Raw genomic sequence first — 20,448 nt, 5'->3', positions numbered from 1 at the left:
CTCAGCGCGGCAGGTCGGTTTTGCCCATCAGGTCGATGTCGATGGCGCGGGCGGCCTGACGGCCTTCGCGGATGGCCCAGACGACGAGGGACTGGCCGCGGCGCATGTCGCCGGCGGCGTAGACCTTGTCGACCGAGGTCTTGTAGCTGAACGTGTCGGCGAAGAGATTGCCGCGCTTGTCGAGCTGGGCACCCAGTTCGGCCAGCATGCCCTCATGGATGGGGTGGGCGAAGCCGATGGCCAGCAGCACCAGGTCCGCCTTGATGACGAATTCGGTGCCGGGGATCGGCTGGCGCTTGCGATCAACCCTGGCGCATTCGACGCCGGTGACTTCACCCCTGGCATTGCCAATGATCTTCATGGTGCCAGCGGCGAATTCGCGGATGGCGCCTTCGGCCTGCGAGGACGAGGTGCGCATCTTGACCGCCCAATTGGGCCAGTTGGTCAGCTTGTTTTCCAGCTCGGGCGGCATCGGGCGCACGTCGAGCTGGGTGACGGCAATGGCGCCCTGACGGAAGCTGGTGCCGACGCAGTCGCTGGCGGTATCACCGCCACCGACGACAACGACATGCTTGCCGGCGGCGGTCAGCTGGACCTCGTTGGAGACGTCCTCGCCGCCGAGGCGACGGTTCTGCTGCACGAGGAAGGGCATGGCGAAGTCAACGCCATTGAGGGTGACGCCTTCGGCATCGACCTCGCGCGGCTTTTCCGAACCGCCGGCCAGCAGCACCGCGTCGTGACGCGATTGCAGGTCGGACAGGGGCCGGGTCACACCGATATTCTCGCCATAGTGGAAGGTGACGCCTTCGGCTTCCATCTGGGTGACGCGGAAGTCGATATGGTCCTTTTCCATCTTGAAGTCGGGAATGCCATAGCGCATCAGGCCACCGGCCTTGGGTTCACGCTCATAGAGGTGAACGTCATGGCCGGCGCGGGCCAGCTGCTGGGCTGCGGCCATGCCGGCAGGGCCGGAGCCGACAATGGCGACCGACTTGCCGGTCTTGCTGGCATTGACCTGCGGCTTGACCCAGCCATTGCGAATGGCGCGATCGGCGATGGCCTGTTCGACGGTCTTGATGGCGACCGGGCTGTCCTCGAGGTTCAGCGTGCAGGCCTCCTCGCAGGGAGCGGGGCAGATGCGGCCGGTGAATTCGGGGAAGTTATTGGTCGAATGCAGGTTGCGCGCCGCTTCTTCCCAGTCGCCGTTGAACACCAGATCATTCCAGTCGGGGATCTGGTTGTGCACCGGGCAGCCGGTATCGCCATGGCAGAACGGAATGCCGCAATCCATGCAGCGCGCCGCCTGATCGACGATGCGCCCTTCCGACATCGGAATGGTGAACTCGCCGAAATGGCGAATGCGATCCGAGGCCGGCTCATAGCGGGGCTCTTCGCGCTCGATTTCGAGAAAGCCTGTTACCTTACCCATGGCTTTGCTCCTTGGATTGGATGTCGTTGGTGCGGTGCGCGTAGCCCCACCCCCACCTAGCCTCCCCCTCGAAGGGGGAGGAATGGCGCGGTGAATGGGGCTGGATCGTGCCAGCAGAGTGGGGGAGGCAGGCGACGGGGCCGCCAGCATGGTGGTTTTGCATCATCATTCAGCTGCCACCCCCAGGGCGGAGGCGCGCTTCTTTTCCATTTCGAGGATGGCGCGGCGGTATTCGACCGGCATGACCTTGACGAATTTGGGACGCATCTCGACCCAGTTGTCGAGGATGAAGCGGGCCCGGGTCGAGCCGGTATAGTGCAGGTGGTTGGAGATGAGCTGATGCAGGCGCTCATCGTCGTGGCGGGTCATGTCGCCGGAAATGTCGACGCGGCCATGCCATTCGAGATCCCCACCGTGATGGTGGAGCTTCTGCATCAGTTCTTCTTCTTCCTGCACCGGTTCGAGATCGACCATGGCCAGGTTGCAACGCGACCGGAAGGTTTCGTCCTCGTCCAGCACATAGGCGACGCCGCCGGACATGCCGGCCGCGAAATTGCGCCCGGTCTGGCCGATGACGACGACAACGCCGCCGGTCATATATTCGCAACCGTGATCGCCGGTGCCCTCGACCACGGCGATGGCGCCCGAATTGCGGACGGCGAAGCGTTCGCCGGCAACGCCGCGGAAATAGCACTCCCCGGCAATGGCGCCGTAGAGCACGGTATTGCCGACAATGATCGAGTTTTCCGGGGCGAAGCTGACCTTGTCGGAGGGGCGCACCACGATGCGGCCACCCGACAGGCCCTTGCCGACATAGTCATTGGCGTCGCCCACCATGTCGATGGAGATGCCGCGGGCCAGGAAGGCGCCGAAGGCCTGGCCGGCAGTGCCGGTCAGCTTGATCGAGATGGTGTCCTCGGGCAGGCCTTCGTGACCGTATTTGCGCGCGACGGCACCCGACAGCATGGCGCCGGCCGAGCGGTCGCGGCTGCGGATCGGCAGGTCGATCTGCACCGGGGTGCCGTTATCGAGGGCTGGCTGGGCCAGTTCGATCAGCTGGCGATCCAGCACGGCTTCCAGGTGATGGTTCTGCAGTTCGGAATGATAGAGCGTATCGCCGCCGATGGGCTCGGGCTTGTAGATCAGCTTGGTGAAGTCGATGCCTTCGGCCTTCCAGTGATCATGCAACTGCTTTTGGTCGAGCAGGTCCGAGCGGCCGATCAGGTCGCGCAGGGTGCGGGCACCCATGGCGGCCATCAGGCCACGCAATTCCTCGGCGATGAAGAAGAAGTAGTTGATGACGTGCTCGGGCGTGCCCTTGAAGCGCTTGCGCAGCACCGGGTCCTGGGTGGCGACGCCAACCGGGCAGGTGTTGAGGTGGCACTTGCGCATCATGATGCAGCCGGCCGCGATCAGGGGCGCGGTCGAGAAGCCGAATTCGTCGGCACCGAGCAGGGCGCCGATGAGCACGTCCCGGCCGGTCTTGAGACCGCCATCGACCTGCAGGACGACGCGGCTGCGCAGGCGGTTGAGCACCAGGGTCTGGTGGGTTTCGGCCAGGCCGATTTCCCAGGGACCGCCAGCATGCTTGAGCGAGGTCAGGGGCGACGCACCGGTGCCGCCATCATAGCCGGAGACGGTGATGTGATCGGCGCGCGCCTTGGCAACGCCAGCCGCAACCGTGCCGACGCCGACTTCGGACACCAGCTTGACCGAGATATCGGCGGCTTCATTGACGTTCTTGAGGTCGTAGATCAGCTGGGCCAGATCTTCGATCGAATAGATGTCGTGGTGCGGCGGCGGGCTGATGAGGCCGACCCCGGGGGTGGAGTGACGGGTCTTAGCGACGATCCAGTCGACCTTGTGGCCGGGCAGCTGGCCGCCTTCGCCGGGCTTGGCGCCCTGGGCGACCTTGATCTGGAGGGCATCGGCATTGACCAGATATTCGGTGGTGACGCCGAAGCGGCCCGAGGCGATCTGCTTGATGGCCGAGCGGAGCGGGTTGCGGCTGCCATCGGGCAGGGGCTTGTAGCGATCGGGCTCCTCGCCGCCTTCGCCCGTATTGGACTTGCCGCCAATGCGGTTCATCGCCTGGGCCAGGGTGGTGTGGGCCTCGCGGCTGATCGAGCCGAAGGACATGGCGCCGGTGACGAAGCGCTTGACGATGTCGACGGCCGGTTCGACTTCATCGAGCGGCACTGCGGCGCCGAGCGGCTTGATGTCGAGCAGGTTGCGAATGGCCAGATAGCCGTTTTCGCCCGAGTTCACGCGTTCGGCGAAGCTGTTGTAGCGATCCTGCGCGGTCTCGGGGCTATCGTCCTTGGTCCGCACGGCATGCTGCAGGTCGGCGACGACGTCGGGCGACCAGGCGTGCTTTTCGCCGCGGATGCGGTAGGCATATTCGCCGCCGACATCGAGCGACTTGCGCAGCACAGCGTCATCGCCAAAGGCCAGGCTATGGCGCAGCACGGTTTCGGCCGCAACTTCCTTGAGGCCGACGCCTTCGATGGAGGTGGCGGTGCCGAAGAAGTACTTGTTGACGAATTCGGTGCTGAGGCCGACGGCGTCGAAAATCTGGGCGCCGCAATAGGACTGGTAGGTGGAAATGCCCATCTTGGACATGACCTTGAGCAGGCCCTTACCCACCGACTTGATGTAGCGGTAGACGACTTCGTCGGCCGAGACTTCCTCGGGGTAATTGCCCTCGGCATGCAGGGCCTGGAGAGCTTCAAACGCCAGATAGGGGTTGATGGCTTCGGCACCGTAGCCGGCCAGCATGGCGAAGTGGTGGATTTCGCGGGCTTCGCCGGTTTCGACCACAAGGCCGGTCGAGGTGCGCAGACCCTTGCGGATCAGGTGGTGATGCACGGCGGCGAGCGCCAGCAGCGTCGGGATATCCAGCCGGTCGGCCGCGATGTGCCGGTCCGACAGGATGATGATGTTGTATTCGCCCCGGACGGCGGCCTCGGCCTCTTCGCAGATGGCCGCGATAGCCGCTTCCATGCCCACCGCGCCCTTGTCGGCGGGGTAGGTGATGTCGATGGTCCGGGTCTTGAACTGGTTGGTCTCGATATCGCCGATGCCGCGGATCTTTTCGAGATCCTCATTGGTCAGGATCGGCTGACGTACTTCGAGGCGCTTGACCTTGGACAGGCCTTCCAGATCGAACAGGTTCGGCCGCGGCCCGATGAAGGAGACCAGGCTCATCACCGATTCCTCGCGGATCGGATCGATCGGCGGGTTGGTGACCTGGGCGAAGTTCTGCTTGAAATAGGTATAGAGGAGCTTGGGCATGCTCGACAGCGCCGAGAGCGGCGTATCGGTGCCCATCGAGCCAACGGCTTCCTGGCCGGTGGTGGCCATGGGCGCCATCAGCAGCTTGATGTCTTCCTGGGTGTACCCAAAAGCCTGCAGGCGATCGAGCAGCGCCTCGGTCGGCTGGGGGGCCTTGGGCGGCACGGCGGGCAGGTCTTCGAGCACGATCTGGGTGCGGGCCAGCCAATCGGCATAGGGATTGGCAGTGGCGAGGGTCGACTTGATCTCGTCGTCCGAGATGATGCGGCCCTGTTCCAGATCGATCAGCAGCATGCGGCCGGGCTGCAGGCGCCAGCGCTCGACAATGTCCTCATCGGGAATGGTCAGCACGCCCGACTCGGATGCCAGGACGACATGGCCTTCCTTGGTGACGAGATAGCGGGCGGGGCGCAGGCCATTGCGGTCGAGGGTGGCGACGACATAGCGGCCATCGCTGAGCGACATGGCGGCCGGACCGTCCCATGGCTCCATCAGGGAGGCATGGTACTGGTAGAATGCCCGGCGCTTTTCATCCATCAGCGGATTGCCGGCCCAGGCTTCGGGGATCAGCATCATCGCCGCGTGGGGCAGCGGATAGCCGCCGCGCACGAGGAATTCGAGCGCGTTGTCGAAGCAGGCGGTGTCGGACTGGCCCTCATAGGAAATCGGCCAGAGCTTGGCGATATCCTCGCCGAAATAGCGCGAATGCACCGAGGCCTGGCGCGCGGCCATCCAGTTGACGTTGCCACGGATGGTGTTGATTTCACCATTATGGGTAGTCATGCGGTAGGGGTGAGCCAGCTTCCAGGAGGGGAAGGTATTGGTGGAAAAGCGCTGGTGCACCAGCGCAATGGCGCTTTCGAAATCGGAGTCGGAGAGATCGGGATAGAAGGCGCCGAGCTGGTAGGCCAGGAACATGCCCTTGTAGACAATGGTACGGGCCGACATGGAGACGACATAGAAGCCATTGTCGCCATTGCTCTCGGGCACGGCGGCATAGACGGTGTTGGAGATGACCTTGCGGGCGATGAGGAGCTTGCGCTCGAACTCATCCAGCGTCAGGTCTTCGGGGCGGGCAATCACCATCTGCTCGATGATCGGCTGGGTGGCGATGACGCCTTCGCTCAGCCGGGAATTATCGAAAGGGACGACGCGCTCGCCGAGCAGCGTCAGCCCCTCATCGGCCAGGCAGGCGCGCACGGCGGCGGCGCACTGGTCGCGCAGGGCGGCGATATTGGGGTAAAACAGCATGGCCACGGCGTAGTGGTGCTTCTCGGGAAGCGGGAAGCCCATGACTTTGCTGAAGAAATTGTGGGGGGTCTGCACCAGGATGCCGGCGCCGTCACCCATCAGCGGGTCGGCACCCACGGCACCACGGTGTTCGAGGTTCTCGAGAATTTCGAGACCCTTTTCGACCACTTCGTGGCTGGGCTGGTTCTTGATATTGGCGATCATGCCGATGCCGCAGGCATCGTGTTCGTTTTTGGGGTCGTACAATCCTTGAGCCGCCGGCCGTCCACTGTGTGGCACGGCGGCGTCTGAACGTGTTGGGGTTTGGCACGATCCCACCTGGCTGATCACCATGGTCTGTTATCCTTGAGCTGTGGCGAGCGAAGTCGCCGAATTTATACCATTGCCGGCGGCTGCCGACCCGAATTTGCGGACACATCGCCAGATCGGGTCGCACAGAGTACGGCTCGGGCAGTGGCAATGTCTATTCCGTGGGGAGCGGCACTGCATCCAAATGGCCGCTCGTTCGGGCTCGTATCAGCCCCGCCCCTCCGTTTCCGCTCACAAAAAGCGGGCCAGCCGGATCGGGCGCGCGGGCTGGCCGGGGAGACCGGGGCGCCGCGATCAGATAGGACAGTTGTGCTGCCCTATCGCGGTCACATTTGCATAATTCCAAACGGGGAGCAAGCGGATTTGCCGCAATTTCGGCAGGCAATGTAGGAAATGTCCAACTTTGCTGTAGGAAATCGTAGGAAAGCGACGGCAAAAATGCAGAAAGGCGCCCGATGGGAGCGCCTTTCCGGACCAGGTGGTCAAAATTGCCTATTCGAGATGGGACTTGAGGAACCACAGGTCCTTATCGAGCTCGCGCGAAAAGGCGGTGAGAATATCGGCGCTATCGGCGTCGCCGGCTTCGTCGGTGGTATCGATATCCTCGCGCACCTGATTGCCCAGAGCGGCATAGCGCTCGGCCAGCGCCGCGACATGGTCGGGAACCTTGCGGATATCGGTGGGATAGGCTTCGAGCTTGCTGGACTTGGCGACATTCTGGGTGGTGCCCAGGGCAATGCCATCGAGCTGGGCGACGCGCTCGGCAATGGTGTCGGTGTGGACATCGAGCTGGGCGCGGAAGCCGTCGAGCATTTCATGGACGGCGATGAATTGCGGGCCCTTGAGGTTCCAGTGCGCCTGCTTGGTGGCGAGCGACAGATCGATGGCATCGGCCAGGCGCGCATTGAGCACGGCGATGACAGTGGACTTGGTGTTGGACTTGAGCGCGATCGATGGGGTCTTCATGACGGATCCTTTGACGCTTGGGTCGCGGCCGGGGCGCGCTGTGGTGCCGCTGCCGGCCGTACCGGGGAGAGGTGTGAGAGGAACCGCCAAAGGCGCTCAGAGTTCCATGCGCGATTGCGCCGACGCGAATCAAAAGGGCGCAGTCCTTGCGAACTGCGCCCCCGTCTCTGGCTCAGTCAGTCCCTAGTTGACCGACTGATCCTCTATCGACTTGGCACCGCCATTGATGGCGATCTGGCGCGGCTTCTTGCTTTCGGGCAATTCGCGCTTCAGCTCGAGGTGCAATAGTCCGTTTTCCAGCGAAGCCCCGCTCACCTCGACATAGTCGGCAAGCTGGAAACGCAGCTCGAAAGCGCGCTCGGCAATGCCGCGATGGAGGAATTCACGGGCCTTATCGCCGGTTTCGGCTGATTTGGCACCCTTGACCACGAGGTTGTTCTCCTTGGTCTCAATAGCGATATCGCCATTGGAGAAGCCAGCGACGGCAATCGAGATGCGGTAGGCATCATCGCCGGTGCGCTCGATATTGTAGGGCGGGTAGGTCTTGGCTTCCTGACCCACAAGGGTATCGAGCCGGTTGAACAGGCGGTCAAAGCCGACGGTCGAACGATAGAAGGGGGAAAAGTCGATGGTCTGCATGGTCACATTCTCCTTGAGCAACGTGTGATCCCGTCTCTCGCTCTGCGCTCCCAACATTAGGCAAGCGGTCAGTTGGGCGAGGCCGGGGCTCCCGGCAATGCCGGCGAACGCATGAAATGTAGGTGGGGGATTTTGGGGTTCAAGGGGGAGCGGACGACGACTGGGCGGGCGGTGCTTGGGGGCGAACACACACCGGGCGTCACCCCGGCGAAAGCCGGGGCCAGTTTTTGGGGGGCGTGGGGCGCAGCAGGAAACTGGATCCCGGCTTTCGCCGGGATGACGACTGATGGGGTGGTGATGGCGGATGGGGTTGGGGGGATGGGCGGGGGCCGCGGCACATGAACCGAAAATGAACGGCGCTGTCCGGTCGAGTTCAGGGTGGGGGCGCTAGAACGGGGCATGTGCCGAGGGACATCCCGCGGCACGACGACAAGGCGGTCCCGTCACCCGCCCCCCGCACGGGCCGCAAACAGGGAAGCCAGCACCTCGCAAGAGATGCTGGTTTTCTTTTTTAAGCGCTTTTGCTCTATGTCTGGGCCGGTAGCCAGAGAAAGCGCGTCATGACCGCCATCGCCGATCCCGAGGGGGCCAGCCTCGTCGATATTCCGTCCAATCGCGTGCCGGCGGGAGCACGGGTGGCCCACTTCATGACCAGCGACAAGGTGCGGTTGCGCTATGCGATCTGGCCGAAATCGGCGGGGGCGCATCGCGGCACCATCTGCCTGGTGCAGGGGCGCGGCGAATTCATTGAGAAGTATTTCGAGACCATCGCGGATTTCCGCGCGCGCGGCTTCGCCGTGGCGACATTCGACTGGCGCGGGCAGGGCGGATCGGAGCGGCTGATCGGCAATCGCCAGCTGGGCTATGTCGACAGGTTCAGTGATTACTGGCTGGACCTGCAGAGTTTTCACGGCCAGATCCTGCTGCCCGACTGCCCACCGCCCTTCTATCTCGTCGGCCATTCGATGGGCGGGCTGGTGGCGCTGCATGCGGGGGCGGCGGACCGGCTGATGTTTGACCGGATCTTCCTGTCATCGCCAATGATCGGGCTGGGGGGCATGCCGGCCAGTCCGGGGGTGATGGCCAAGGTGGCCGAGACGCTGAGCTTTTTCGGGCTGGGGGAATTGCCGGTGCCGCGCCGTCGCGACGGGCCGGCCATGGAGATGAGATTCGCCGACAATGTGCTGACCAGCGATCTCGGGCGGTTCACGCGGATGATCGATGTGCTCAAGGCCAGGCCCGCGCTCGATACCGGCAAGCCGACGATCCGCTGGATCGCGGCGGCGATGGCGGGGATGGCGGCGGCGGCCGAGGATCGTTTTCCCGGCAGGATCCGGGTGCCGGTGCTGATCCTGGCGGCGGCCTGCGACCGGGTGGTGGCGACGGCGGCGACCGAAGAGTTCGGGCTGCGGATGCGGACCGGGCGGCACATGGTGGTGGCCGGGGCGCGGCACGAATTGTTCATGGAAAACGACGCGGTGCGCGGGCAGGTGCTGGCGGCGTTTGACGCGTTCATTACCGATCAGAGTGTGTAGATCAGGTGTGGGGCTGTTGTCGCTGTTGGCGGCAGCGGGGAGGAGATTCCCGCCTGCGCGGGAATGACACTGTGGGAAGCGGGAACGAATTTGTGGTCTTAACCGTGCCGGCGGGGCGTCGCGCCTAGCTGGCGTTGACCAGGATCAGGGCCTTTTCCAGCAGAGCAGGGGTGGCGGCGGCGATGACGTTGCCGCCGGGGGTGGGGTCGGTGCCGTCCCAGCAGGCAATGGCGCCGCCGGCTTCGCGGATGATCGGTACCAGGGCGGCGATGTCATAAGTGTTGAGGGCGGGCTCGATCACCAGATCGGCATGGCCGGCGGCCAAGAGCGCATAGCCATAGCAATCCATGCCGAAGCGCTGCAGACGCGTCGCGGCCTCGATGGCCTGCCATTTGGGGGCCAGCTCGGGCGCGCGGAACAGCGCCGGCGTGGTGGTGAAGACGCGGGCGGCGGCGAGGTCGACGAGGCCGCTGGTGCAATTGGCCTGGGCGGCGCCGCCGTCGCGGCGATAGGTCGAGCGTCCGGGCACGGCGAGGAAGGTTTCGCCGATAAAGGGCTGGCTCATCAGCCCGGCAATGGCGACGCCCTCGTAAGCAAAGCCGATCAGCGTGCCCCAGACGGGGGCGCCGGAAATGAAGGCGCGGGTGCCATCGACGGGGTCGATGATCCAGGTGAAGGGGCTGTCGCCGGACGAACCCCATTCCTCGCCGATGATGGCGTGGTCGGGGAAATGCTCGGCGATGACAGCGCGGATGGCGGTTTCGGCGCCGCGATCGGCCTCGGTGACGGGGTCAAAGCCAATGGTGTATTTGTTGTCGACGGCAAGGGTGGTGCGGAACAGCGGCAGGGTCATCGCCGCCGCCGCTGCCGCCGCCTGGAGCAGGGTTGCTTCCACCCTGGCGAGGTCGAGCGAGGCGGGCAGGGCTGCGGTCTCAATGGGGAACTGGACGGTCATGGGCGATCACCGGATTGTCGTGCTGGAGCTGTGCTTAGCAGGGTCGGGGGGGAGCGGGCAGGGAAAAATACGCAGATTTCCGCTGATTCATTTATGCAACAACGCCGGGGCAAGCACGGCGCCGCAGCAATGGTTGCTTGAACATGACCGAAAATGGGTTCATTTTTGAGGGGCATGATGAATGCGCGGGTAAGCTTTGCGGCATGTCACCCTTCGACAATCGCGCGTTCGGCATCGTTCCTCCCTTGACTTGGGCCGCCACGGCGGCCCAGTTTTTGTCGCGGAAGCGATCGGCGGAACCAGCCCAATCTCTCGGAAATGATTTTATTCGGCGGCCTTTTGCGCGGGGGCGGGGTTGCCGACCAGCGTCATCACGTCGAGCCCGATCATGGCAAAGATCAGCCGTTCGATCAGCAGCCGCACGGCATCGAAGTTCTCGTTTTTGTTGAGCGTCGCCTCGTTCATATAGAGATGGCGGCTGATTTCGATCTGCAGGGCATGCACGCCGTGCTGGGGGCGTCCATAGGTGCGGGTGGCAAAGCCGCCGGCATAGGGGCGATTGCGCGCCACGCGCAGCCCGGCGCTGGTGAAAATGGTTTCGACCAGATCGACCAGCATGGGGGCACAGGTGGTGCCATAGCGATCGCCCAGCACGATATCGGGCCCGAGCCGGTCACCGCTGCGCGCAATGCGCGGCATGGAGTGACAATCAATGAGCAGGGCGACGCCGAAGGCCGACATGGCTTCGCTGAGCAGGCCCTGCAGCGCCGCATGATAGGGGTGGTAGATGCCCTCGATGCGCATGCGGGCATCATCCAGCGTCAGGCGCTCGCGATAGATCGGCTTGTTCTCGGCGACGACGCGGGCCAGCGTGCCCAGCCCGGCGGCAACGCGCGGCGAAGTGGTGTTGAAGCGATCCGACAGCGGTTCGACGAACATGGTGGGATCGAGCTCCCAGGGTTCGCGGTTGACGTCGAGATAGGCACGGGGGAAATGCGCCCGCAGCATCGGCGCACCCAGATGGGGCGCCCGCGCGAACAGCTCATCCACCCAGGCGTCCTCGGACTGGCGAATCGACAAATGGTCGAGCCGGGTCATGGCGAGAAAGCGCTCGGGATAGACCCGGCCGGAATGGGCCGAGTTGAAGACGACCGGTGCGACCAGGCGGCGGGGCCGGATGGTCTCGAATGCTGGCTGATCCCAATAGTCGGATCGCACGCTGCCTCCCCAAGGGCTCGCCCCCGTTGCGAGGGCAATGCAGTTGATTTGTCTGCGAGTTTGGCGCGCGGCGACGTTCTTGTCCAGTTTATCGCAAAAAAGGGACCAGAAACCCGCTAGCGGTTGCACGCACGCAAAACTCGCTTAAACATCCCGCGCTAGAATGCGACTCAATGCCAGAATGGCTGGAGAGGTTTGATGAAGCGAATTCTGCTCGCTGAAGACGATAACGACATGCGCCAGTTCCTGACCCGCGCACTCAAGAACGCGGGTTATGAGGTGGTGGCATTCGATAACGGCCTCTCGGCCTATGAGCGGCTGCGCGAGGAGCCCTTCGCCCTGCTGCTCAGCGATATCGTGATGCCGGAAATGGACGGAATCGAATTGGCGCGCCGCGCCACCGAGCTCGATCCCGACCTCAAGGTGATGTTCATCACCGGCTTTGCCGCTGTTGCGCTCAACCCCGACAGCGATGCGCCCAAGGATGCATCGGTGCTGAGCAAGCCGTTTCACCTCAAGGACCTGGTCAACGAAGTGGAGCGTCTTCTGGCCGCCTGAGAAAAGGATATCCACAAAGCGCGATTGGCCTCTTGACCCCTCGGGGGGTTCCATGGTTTATCCGCGCCACTGGCAGGGCTTAGCGCCCTTCCTTCCCGGAGAGATGGGCGTATAGCTCAGCGGGAGAGCACCTCGTTGACATCGAGGGGGTCACAAGTTCGATCCTTGTTACGCCCACCATCTCTCTAAGACTTTCGCCTTTGGCGACGGGAGTATAGCTCAGCGGGAGAGCATTCGCTTCACACGCGAAGGGTCACAAGTTCAATCCTTGTTACTCCCACCATTTGCCTTCCATCCCGGTGAAGGCGGTCTGCAAACACCCATTCCCTCCGCTTCCGGTGCTCACGTGCCGAGCGCACGCTCCGCTCCGGTTCTCGGCAACGGACGTTTTCGTCTCGCCTTGACCGGTTGGAAGACAAATGGTGCGCGATTGCGGGCGGTGTTTCCTATTTGCATTGATCGTCACCCGTCATTGCCTGGCTTGTCCGGGCAATCCATCTCCTCGGGCAGCAAGGATGGATCACCCGGACAAGCCGGGTGATGACGGTGCTGGGATAACCGATTGTAAAGTCGATTTGCAGCACTTGAGGCACAATCCATCCCCCCGCGCAGGCGGGAATCCATTCCTGGGGGTGTGGGGCCGGGAAGAGTGGATTCCCGCCTGCGCGGGAATGACCCGGTGGGGGAGGAAGGTGGCCGGTGGTGTGGCTGGCTGCGGTCAACGCAGTCACCAGCCGACAATGACCGTGGGGGGTAGTTCGGACTGCCACCCCAACCAACGAATCACCACATTGTCTGTTTGGCGCGTTCGGGCCAGGCGTCGTCATAGGCGCGGCCGCCGACCTGGTTATTGGTCATGGCGGCGAGCATCTGGCCGGGGGTGGGCAGGGTCCGGGGATCGATGTGGCGCGCCGGGTTCCACAATTCGGAGCGGATGATGGCGCGGGCGCACTGGAAATAGAGCTCTTCGATCTCCAGCACGATGACGGTGCGCGGGGCTTTTTCCTCGACGGCGAAGCTTTCCAGCAATTGGGGATCGGCGCTGAGATGGGCGCGGCCATTGGCGCGGAAAGTGGTGCCCGAGCCCGGCAGCAGGAACAGGAAGGCGCAGCGCGGGTCGCGCACGATATTGCGCAGCGAATCGATGCGGTTATTGCCGCGCCGGTCCGGCATCATCAGCGTGGTATCATCATGGATGCGCACAAAGCCGGGCTGATCACCGCGCGGCGAGCAGTCGAGACCCTCGGGGCCGACCGTAGCCAGGGCCACGAAGGGCGAGGCTTCGACCAGGCGCCGATATTCGGGCGTCATCGCCGGCGCGACCTTGACCGTGGAGGCGGCGACGGGGGCGGGGCTATAAAGGGCTTCGAGTTCGGCGAGGCTGGTAATGGTGGTCATGGAGCGCCTTGTGGATTGGTCACATGGTCTTGAGGCGCCACGGCGCGGCGCGGGGTGTTGGACGGCAGGTCAGCGTACTATATCTAGGCGGTGTTTGAGATTGCAGTGATGGCGTGCCCGCACGACAATCTCAAGACGACATTAGGCCAAGTTCAATTTCTGGAAAAAGACGGGAGATGCCGATGGACACTCATGCCTATCGCGTGACGCGCACCGATGCTGAATGGAAAGCGCTGCTGACGCCCGAGCAATACCAGGTGATGCGCGGCCACGGCACCGAACGGCCGGGCAGCTGTGCGCTGCTGCATGAAACCCGCGCCGGCACCTTCAGCTGCGCCGGCTGCGACCAGCCATTGTTCGAATCCAAGCTCAAATTCGAGAGCGGTACCGGCTGGCCGAGCTTTAACGATCCGGTACCCGGATCGGTCGAGACCACGACCGACCGCAGCTTTGGCATGGTGCGCACGGAATGCCATTGCGCCAGTTGCGGCAGCCATCTGGGCCATGTGTTCCCCGATGGTCCGCCCCCGACCGGGCTACGCTATTGCATCAATGGCGTGGCGCTGAATTTCACCCCCGATACCGGGGCGTGAAGTTTTCGGCCAATCTGTCCATGCTCTATCCAGAGCATGGATTTTTCGACCGGTTTGGCGCCGCGGCAGCTGATGGCTTCCGCGGCGTTGAATATGTCTCGCCCTATGAATATGAGCCGACGGCGATTGCTGAGCTCCTGGTGCGGCACGGGCTGAGCCAGGCGCTGTTCAATATGCCGGCCGGTGACTGGGCGGCGGGGGAGCGCGGACTGGCCTGCCTGCCGGGGCGGCAGGACGAATTTGCGGCGGGGGTCGACACCGTGATCGCCTATGCGCGGGCGCTGGATTGTCGGCAGGTCAATTGCCTGGCGGGGATCATTCCAACGGGCGCCGGGCGGGCCGAATGCGAGGCGGTGCTGGTGCGCAATCTGGCGCTGGCGGCGGAGCGGCTGGGGGCCGCGGGGATCCGGGTGTTGCTGGAGCCGATCAACCAGCGGGACATGCCGGGCTATGCGGTGTCGACGACTGACCAAGCCGAGGCGATATTGGCGCAGGTCGGTTCGGACAATCTCTGGCTGCAATATGACTTTTATCACCTGCAGATCATGCAGGGGGATTTGCTGACCAATTTCGAGCGGCTGCAGGGGCGGATTGCCCATGTGCAGGTGGCCGATGTGCCGGGGCGGCATGAGCCGGGAACGGGCGAGATCAATTATATCCGGGTGTTCGAGGCGCTGGAGCGGCTGGGCTATGATGGCTGGGTTGGCGCGGAATATCGGCCGGCGGCGGGGACGAGCGCGGGTCTGGGGTGGATGCGCGGGCGGTGAGGTGAGGCTGCGGTGTGTGTGGGAGCATACCCCCACCCTTGATCCCTTCCCGCAAGGGGAGGGTGGACGACTGAGGGATCGGGATCGCCTCACAGGTCAGCACCGGGATGGGTGGAGCAACTGAAACCTGAGTAGCCGCATACGCTGCGTCATCCCGGCTTTCGCCGGGATGACGGCGGTGGGGGCTGGGATCGCTGGATTGTTCTGGCACCTGCGACACGCACTGCGCTTCCCTCAGGCTTGACCCGAGGGCCACTCACACCAACCACCGGTTGCGCAGCACCCCCACCCTGGCCCTCCCCTCAAGGGGGAGGGGACGCAAGGCTGCGGGCTTTCGGGCTGGGGCGGGCTTAGGTGCCGCGCGGTTTGGCTCTTGCGGTGGGGGCGGCGTTGATGGGGTCTTCGGGCCAGAAGTGGCGGGGGTAGCGGCCCTTGAGGTCTTTGGCGACGTCTTTCCAGGAGCCGCGCCAGAAGCCGGGGAGGTCGCGCGTGGTCTGGATCGGGCGGTGGGCGGGGGAGAGCAGGACCAGCAGCAGCGGGATTTTGCCATTGGCGATGGCGGGGTGACGGTCGAGGCCGAACAGCTCCTGCACGCGGATTTCGAGCGCCGGGCCGTTTTCGGCGGCGTAGTCGATGGGCAGGTGATTGCCGGTGGGCGCGGCAAAGTGGCTGGGGAGCAGCTTGTCGATTTCGCTGCGTTGCGCCCAGGGTAAAAGATTATCGAGCCCCTGGCCGAGATGATCGGCGGAGATGGCCGAAAGGCGGGTGACGCCGAACAGGGCGGGCGCGAGCCAATCGGTTGCATTGGCGGCCAGAGCGGCTTCGGAGAGATCGGGCCAGGCCTCGCCCAGCGATTGGCGCAGATAGGTGGCGCGGGCGCGCAAGGCCTTCTGGTCGCGGCTCCAGGGGAGGCTATCGATGCCGCGGCGGGCGGCGGCATCGGCGAGCAGGAGCGCGGCGCGTTCGAGATCATCGACGGCGACCGGCTCATCGGCCAGGCGCAGGGCGCCGAGGCGGCGGACACGGCGGGCGCGGACGCTGCCGGAGGCGTCATCGAAGTTCAGCACGGTTTCATTGGCGGTTTTTGCCGCGAAAATGGCTTCGATTTCGGCGCGGTCGATGGCGGCAGCGGCGCGAATGCGGCCGCTGGCGGCGGCGCCGGTCATATCGGTGACGACAAGGAAGGGCGCTGCGGCGAGGGCGTCGGTGTCGTCGAGGCTACCCTGGCGGCCATTGGCGAGGCGGAAGCGGCCGCGCGCCCCGGCGGCCTGGGCGACACGGTCTGGATAGGAACGGGCGAGATGTTCGCCGGGTGAGAGTTCGCCGTTCTTGGGTCGCGCCCGAGGGTGACGATCGGCTGGATTGGCAAGGCTGGCCCAGCGTTTGGCGAGGCTGCGGGCGTCATTGGCACGGGGGCTGCGGTCGCTGCGAAAGCGGGCGAGGCGGTGGGCGAGGTCGGTGCCATCGCCGCCCAGGCCGCGTTCGCCAATCAGGACGGCCAGTTCGGCCGCAGTCTGGGCATCGCCGGCTGCGGCGCCTGATACCACCATATGGGCGAGGCGCGGATGCAGTGGCAGGCGGGCCAGGGCCTTGCCTTCGCTGGTCAGGCGGCCATTGGCATCGAGCGCGTCGAGGCTTTGCAGCAGCGCCGTGGCTTCGGCCCAGGCAGGGGCGGGCGGGGGATCGAGGAAGGCCATTGCCGCAGGATCGGTGACCCCCCAGGCGGCCAGATCGAGCGCCAGGCCGGCGAGATCGGCGGCAAGGATTTCGGGGGTATCGAAGGGGTCGAGCGCTGCGGTCTGGCCTTCGTTCCACAGGCGGATGGCGACGCCGGGTGCGGTGCGGCCGGCACGGCCACGGCGCTGATCGGCCCCGGCGCGGGAGACGCGGCGGGTTTCGAGCGTGGTCAGGCCCGTGGCCGGCTCATAGGCGGGCACGCGGCGGAAGCCGCTATCGATAACGATGCGGACGCCCTCGATGGTCAGCGAGGTTTCGGCGATCGAGGTGGCCAGTACCACCTTGCGGCGGCCGGGCGCGGCAGGGCGGATGGCGCGGTCCTGCTCGGCGGGGGTAAGCTGGCCATAGAGCGGGGCAATATCGGTATTGGCGGGCACGCGGGTGGCGAGGCGTTCGGCGACGCGGGTAATTTCGCCCTGGCCGGGCAGGAACACCAGCGCCGAGCCGGTGTGGTCGCGCAGGGCGGCGAGGGTGGCGGCGGTGACCTGATCGTCGAGGCGCTGCAGCGGATCGGGCTCGAGATAGAGGGTTTCGACCGGGAAGGCGCGGCCCTGGCTTTCGATCACCGGGGCATTGTCGAGCAGTCTGGCGACGCGGGCGCCATCGATGGTGGCCGACATGACGAGGACGCGCAGATCGGGGCGGAGCGCAGCGGCATCGAGCGCCAAAGCGAGGCCCAGATCGCCATCGAGGCTGCGCTCGTGGAATTCGTCGAACAGCACGGCGGCGATGCCGGTGAGTTCGGGATCGTCGAGCAGCATGCGGGTGAAGACGCCTTCGGTGACGACTTCGACGCGGGTGTTCCTGGTGACCTTGGCGTCCATGCGGACGCGATAGCCGATGGTCTGGCCGACCTCTTCGCCGAGCAGCCCCGCCATGTGGCGGGCGGCGGCGCGGGCGGCGAGGCGGCGCGGCTCCAGCATGATGATGCTGAGATCGGCGCGCCAGGGAGCGGCGAGCAAAGCCAGGGGCACGCGCGTGGTCTTGCCGGCGCCGGGCGGGGCAACGAGGACGGCATAGGGATTGTTCGCCAGCGCCGTCAGGAGCGCGGGCAGGGCGTCGTCGATAGGCAGCGGGGGCAGGGGCGCGGGCATGACTGGTGTGTGGCTGATGTGTGGGGTGGTGGCAAGGGGGCGGGTTGAGGTGAGGCGGTGGGGTGCGGGAATGACCCGGTGGGGGGTGTAGGTTGGTGGTTACGGAGGCACCTACCCTTCCATCACGGTGCGGGTTGTTCGGTGGTGGGGGATGGGTATGGTTGGGCTGATCGAGGAGACACGCATGGCACTGACCGGCATTGGCAATGAGTATCTGAGTGTCGAGGTGTCGTCCCTTGGCGCGGAGATGCAGGGGATCAGGACGGCGGATGGGCGGTCGTGGTTGTGGGAGGGGGATGCGAAATGGTGGGGTGGGCGTTCGCCGGTGCTGTTTCCGATGGTGGGACGGGCGCCGGGGGACCGGGTCAGCATCGAGGGCGTGCACTATGGCATGGGGCAGCATGGCTTTGCGCGCCGAAGTGAATTTGAGCTGGTCGAGGCGAGCGGGACGTCGTGCCGCTATGAGTTGGCAAGTTCAGAGGAGACGGGGGCCTATCCGTTTGAATTCTTGCTGGCGGTGACCCATGCAGTCGAAGGGCGGGCGGTAACGGTGACGGCGGCGGTGAGCAATCGCGATACCAGGCCAATGCCGTTCGGGCTGGGGTTTCACCCGGCCTTTGTCTGGCCGCTGCCGGGGGCGGCGGGCAAGGCGCATAGCGTGACGCTGGACAATGGGGCGGAGCCGGCGCTGGTGCGGCTGGCGGGCGGACTGGTGATGAAGGAAAGGCTGGCATCGCCGTTCCGGGCGGGGCGGCTGGTGCTGGAGCCGGAATTGTTTGCGGCGGATGCGATGGTCTTTCCCGAGGGGGCGGGGTCCGGGCTGACCTATGCGGCCGAAGGTGGGCCGGCAATCCACCTGCGCTGGGAGAACCTGCCGAACCTGGCACTGTGGTCCAAGCCGGGGGCGCCTTTTGTGTGCCTCGAGCCCTGGCATGGGACGGCGGCGGAACAGGGCGGGTCCGACGAGCTGGCGGCGCGGCCCTATAGCGTGGTGCTGGCGCCGGGGGCGGAGGCGCGGTTCGCGTTCACGGCGGAGGTTTTGGGGTAAGCCGGGTTCAGTCGGCGAGCTATTCGGCGGCGGGGCGGAGGTCGACCATGGTGTCGGGGCCGTTGGGGTCGCCGGGGGTGGTTTCGCAGCCGAGGTCGGGGAAGGCGACAACGCGGTTGTTGCGGAAATCGAGGCGGACGACGAGAAGGCCGCGCTCCTCGAACCAGGTCAAGAGGCGCCGGGCGCGGCTGGCGGAATGGGTGCCGTAGAGGCGCGCCAGCGTGGCGTCGGAGGGGCAGGGGGCCGCGGTGACAGCGGCCTGCGCCAGCACCAGGAAGACGCCCTGCACGTCATCGGTCAGCGCTTCGGACATGGTCAGCGCCTGCTGCCAGGCGTCGCTGCCGGCGGTTTCGCTATCGGGCGCGACGCGGGCAACGGCTAGCTTGCGCTTGAAGCTGCTGAGTGTCGGAGCTTCCCCGGGCACGCGGCGAATGCGGCAGCGCACCAGGAAATCCTGATAGAGCACGGCGACGGTGCGGAACGAGGCGTCGGGATCCTCGAGCAGCTCGGCCATGATAGCGTCGATGATGGCGTCGCGTTCGGCCTGATCGATCTCGGGGAACAGCGTCGGCGGGGGGCCTTCGACCTCCGGCCGCTGGCGCGCCAGCTGGGCCAGCAATTCATTGGTCGAGGGCGGCGGTGGCGGCGCGGGACGGCGCACTACGGGGCGGGTGGCTTCCTCGGCGGTGGCGGTAAAGATCAGCTCGGCGGCATCGACGGGCGCATCGGGCAGTGGCGTCAGCTTGGGGCTGGTCGAGCGGGCCGCGGTTTCGACATTGCCGATGGTGATGGGCAGCGGACGGCGCGAAATGGCAGGGCCCAGGGCAACGAAATGGCCACGGGCCAGATCGCGGAACTGCTCGGCCTGGCGCTTTTCCATGCCCAGAAGGTCGGCGGCGCGGGCCATGTCGATATCGAGGAAGGTGCGGCCCATGAGAAAGTTGGACGCCTCGGCGGCGACGTTCTTGGCCAGCTTGGCGAGGCGCTGGGTGGCGATGACGCCGGCCAGGCCGCGTTTGCGGCCGCGGCACATCAGGTTGGTCATGGCGGCAAGCGAGAGCTTGCGCGCCTCATCGGCGACTTCGCCGGCGGCGGCGGGCGCGAACAGCTGGGCTTCATCGACGACGACGAGGACCGGGTACCAATAGTCGCGATCCGCATCGAACATGCCGCCCAGGAATGCGGCGGCGGCGCGCATCTGCTGTTCGACGTCGAGGCCTTCCAGATTGAGCACGACGGAGACGCGGTGCTGGCGCACGCGGGCGGCGATGCGGGTCAGCTCGGCTTCGGTGCGGGTGGCGTCAACGACGAGATGGCCGAACTTTTCCGACAGGGTGGTGAAATCGCCCTCGGGATCGATGATGCATTGCTGCACCCAGGGCGCGCTCTGTTCGAGCAGGCGCCGCAACAGGTGCGACTTGCCGGAGCCGGAATTGCCCTGGACGAGCAGACGCGTCGCCAGCAACTCCTCGAGATCGAGCAGGGCAGGCGCAGATCCTGTCGTCGCGCCCATGTCGATTCCGACCTTCATCGTCACTCCCGGCTGGCCATGAAAATCCCGCAGGGAGACTCACGCATGGCAATTGATGTTTCCTCCCCTTAGCACCTCAAAGGCGGCGACGGGAAGGATGGCTGCGCCGGTCCCACAAGAGAGCGG

Annotated in this window: 14 protein-coding genes and 2 tRNA genes; 7 read left to right on the top strand and 9 right to left on the bottom strand. The window is 65.2% G+C overall.

The window, feature by feature from the left end; translation table 11 throughout:
- Position 1: 1 nt before the first annotated feature.
- From BUA69_RS01740 to BUA69_RS01725, 4 genes are all read right to left on the bottom strand, one after another.
- Positions 2–1,429, bottom strand: coding sequence for a glutamate synthase subunit beta (locus BUA69_RS01740; RefSeq protein ID WP_046136529.1), 1,428 nt, complete (start codon positions 1,427–1,429; stop codon positions 2–4).
- 165 nt (positions 1,430–1,594) lie between these two features.
- Positions 1,595–6,307, bottom strand: a complete 4,713-nt coding sequence (gltB, locus tag BUA69_RS01735; protein ID WP_046136528.1) for a glutamate synthase large subunit — start codon at positions 6,305–6,307, stop codon at positions 1,595–1,597.
- A gap of 468 nt (positions 6,308–6,775) precedes the next feature.
- Positions 6,776–7,249: a DNA starvation/stationary phase protection protein Dps gene (gene dps, locus BUA69_RS01730; protein WP_046136527.1), complete on the bottom strand. Its 474-nt coding sequence runs from the start codon at positions 7,247–7,249 to the stop codon at positions 6,776–6,778.
- Positions 7,250–7,432: 183 nt separating this feature from the next.
- Entirely contained in the window at positions 7,433–7,888 is a 456-nt protein-coding gene (locus tag BUA69_RS01725) for an Hsp20 family protein (protein WP_046136530.1), read from the bottom strand.
- A gap of 560 nt (positions 7,889–8,448) precedes the next feature.
- Here BUA69_RS01725 and BUA69_RS01715 point away from each other — a divergent pair.
- Complete coding sequence (locus BUA69_RS01715) at positions 8,449–9,423, top strand: alpha/beta fold hydrolase (protein ID WP_046133339.1); 975 nt, start codon at positions 8,449–8,451, stop codon at positions 9,421–9,423.
- Between the two features lie 124 nt (positions 9,424–9,547).
- Here BUA69_RS01715 and BUA69_RS01710 read toward each other — a convergent pair whose 3' ends face one another.
- Both BUA69_RS01710 and BUA69_RS01705 read right to left on the bottom strand, forming a co-directional pair.
- The gene (locus BUA69_RS01710; protein ID WP_082093644.1) at positions 9,548–10,378 is read right to left on the bottom strand and encodes an inositol monophosphatase family protein; all 831 of its coding nucleotides are present in this window, start codon (positions 10,376–10,378) and stop codon (positions 9,548–9,550) included.
- Positions 10,379–10,702: 324 nt separating this feature from the next.
- Positions 10,703–11,596, bottom strand: a complete 894-nt coding sequence (locus tag BUA69_RS01705) for an N-formylglutamate amidohydrolase (protein ID WP_046133337.1) — start codon at positions 11,594–11,596, stop codon at positions 10,703–10,705.
- 198 nt (positions 11,597–11,794) lie between these two features.
- Here BUA69_RS01705 and cpdR point away from each other — a divergent pair, with 198 nt between their 5' ends.
- The 3 genes from cpdR (at position 11,795) to BUA69_RS01690 (ending at position 12,437) form a co-directional block, all read left to right on the top strand.
- On the top strand, positions 11,795–12,154 hold the full coding sequence (gene cpdR / locus BUA69_RS01700) for a cell cycle two-component system response regulator CpdR (protein WP_046133338.1): 360 nt from the start codon (positions 11,795–11,797) through the stop codon (positions 12,152–12,154).
- Positions 12,155–12,259: 105 nt separating this feature from the next.
- A tRNA-Val gene (locus tag BUA69_RS01695) sits at positions 12,260–12,334 on the top strand.
- A gap of 28 nt (positions 12,335–12,362) precedes the next feature.
- Positions 12,363–12,437: transfer RNA gene (locus tag BUA69_RS01690), tRNA-Val, on the top strand.
- 500 nt (positions 12,438–12,937) lie between these two features.
- Here the strand turns inward: BUA69_RS01690 and BUA69_RS01685 are convergent.
- Entirely contained in the window at positions 12,938–13,552 is a 615-nt protein-coding gene (locus tag BUA69_RS01685) for a pyridoxamine 5'-phosphate oxidase family protein (RefSeq protein WP_072866439.1), read from the bottom strand.
- A 182-nt stretch (positions 13,553–13,734) separates the two neighbouring features.
- Here BUA69_RS01685 and msrB point away from each other — a divergent pair, with 182 nt between their 5' ends.
- A complete protein-coding gene (gene msrB / locus BUA69_RS01680) occupies positions 13,735–14,145 on the top strand; it encodes a peptide-methionine (R)-S-oxide reductase MsrB (RefSeq protein ID WP_046136341.1) in 411 nt (136 codons plus the stop codon).
- Positions 14,142–14,912 (top strand): 2-oxo-tetronate isomerase, encoded by a 771-nt coding sequence (gene otnI / locus BUA69_RS01675; protein WP_342021117.1) that lies wholly within the window; start codon positions 14,142–14,144, stop codon positions 14,910–14,912. The genes msrB and otnI overlap by 4 nt, the downstream gene beginning before the upstream one ends.
- Positions 14,913–15,262: 350 nt before the next feature.
- Here otnI and hrpB read toward each other — a convergent pair whose 3' ends face one another.
- Entirely contained in the window at positions 15,263–17,743 is a 2,481-nt protein-coding gene (hrpB, locus tag BUA69_RS01670; protein WP_072866438.1) for an ATP-dependent helicase HrpB, read from the bottom strand.
- Positions 17,744–17,927: 184 nt separating this feature from the next.
- On the opposite strand from hrpB, the gene BUA69_RS01665 reads away from it, so the two are divergent.
- The gene (locus tag BUA69_RS01665; RefSeq protein ID WP_072866452.1) at positions 17,928–18,791 is read left to right on the top strand and encodes an aldose 1-epimerase family protein; all 864 of its coding nucleotides are present in this window, start codon (positions 17,928–17,930) and stop codon (positions 18,789–18,791) included.
- A 19-nt stretch (positions 18,792–18,810) separates the two neighbouring features.
- Here the strand turns inward: BUA69_RS01665 and BUA69_RS01660 are convergent, their stop codons facing one another.
- On the bottom strand, positions 18,811–20,322 hold the full coding sequence (locus BUA69_RS01660) for an ATP-binding protein (protein WP_046136300.1): 1,512 nt from the start codon (positions 20,320–20,322) through the stop codon (positions 18,811–18,813).
- Positions 20,323–20,448: the final 126 nt, after the last annotated feature.

Source organism: Devosia limi DSM 17137 (assembly GCF_900128975.1).
In the GTDB taxonomy this organism is placed as follows: domain Bacteria; phylum Pseudomonadota; class Alphaproteobacteria; order Rhizobiales; family Devosiaceae; genus Devosia; species Devosia limi.
This window is presented reverse-complemented; position numbering and strand designations above follow the sequence as displayed.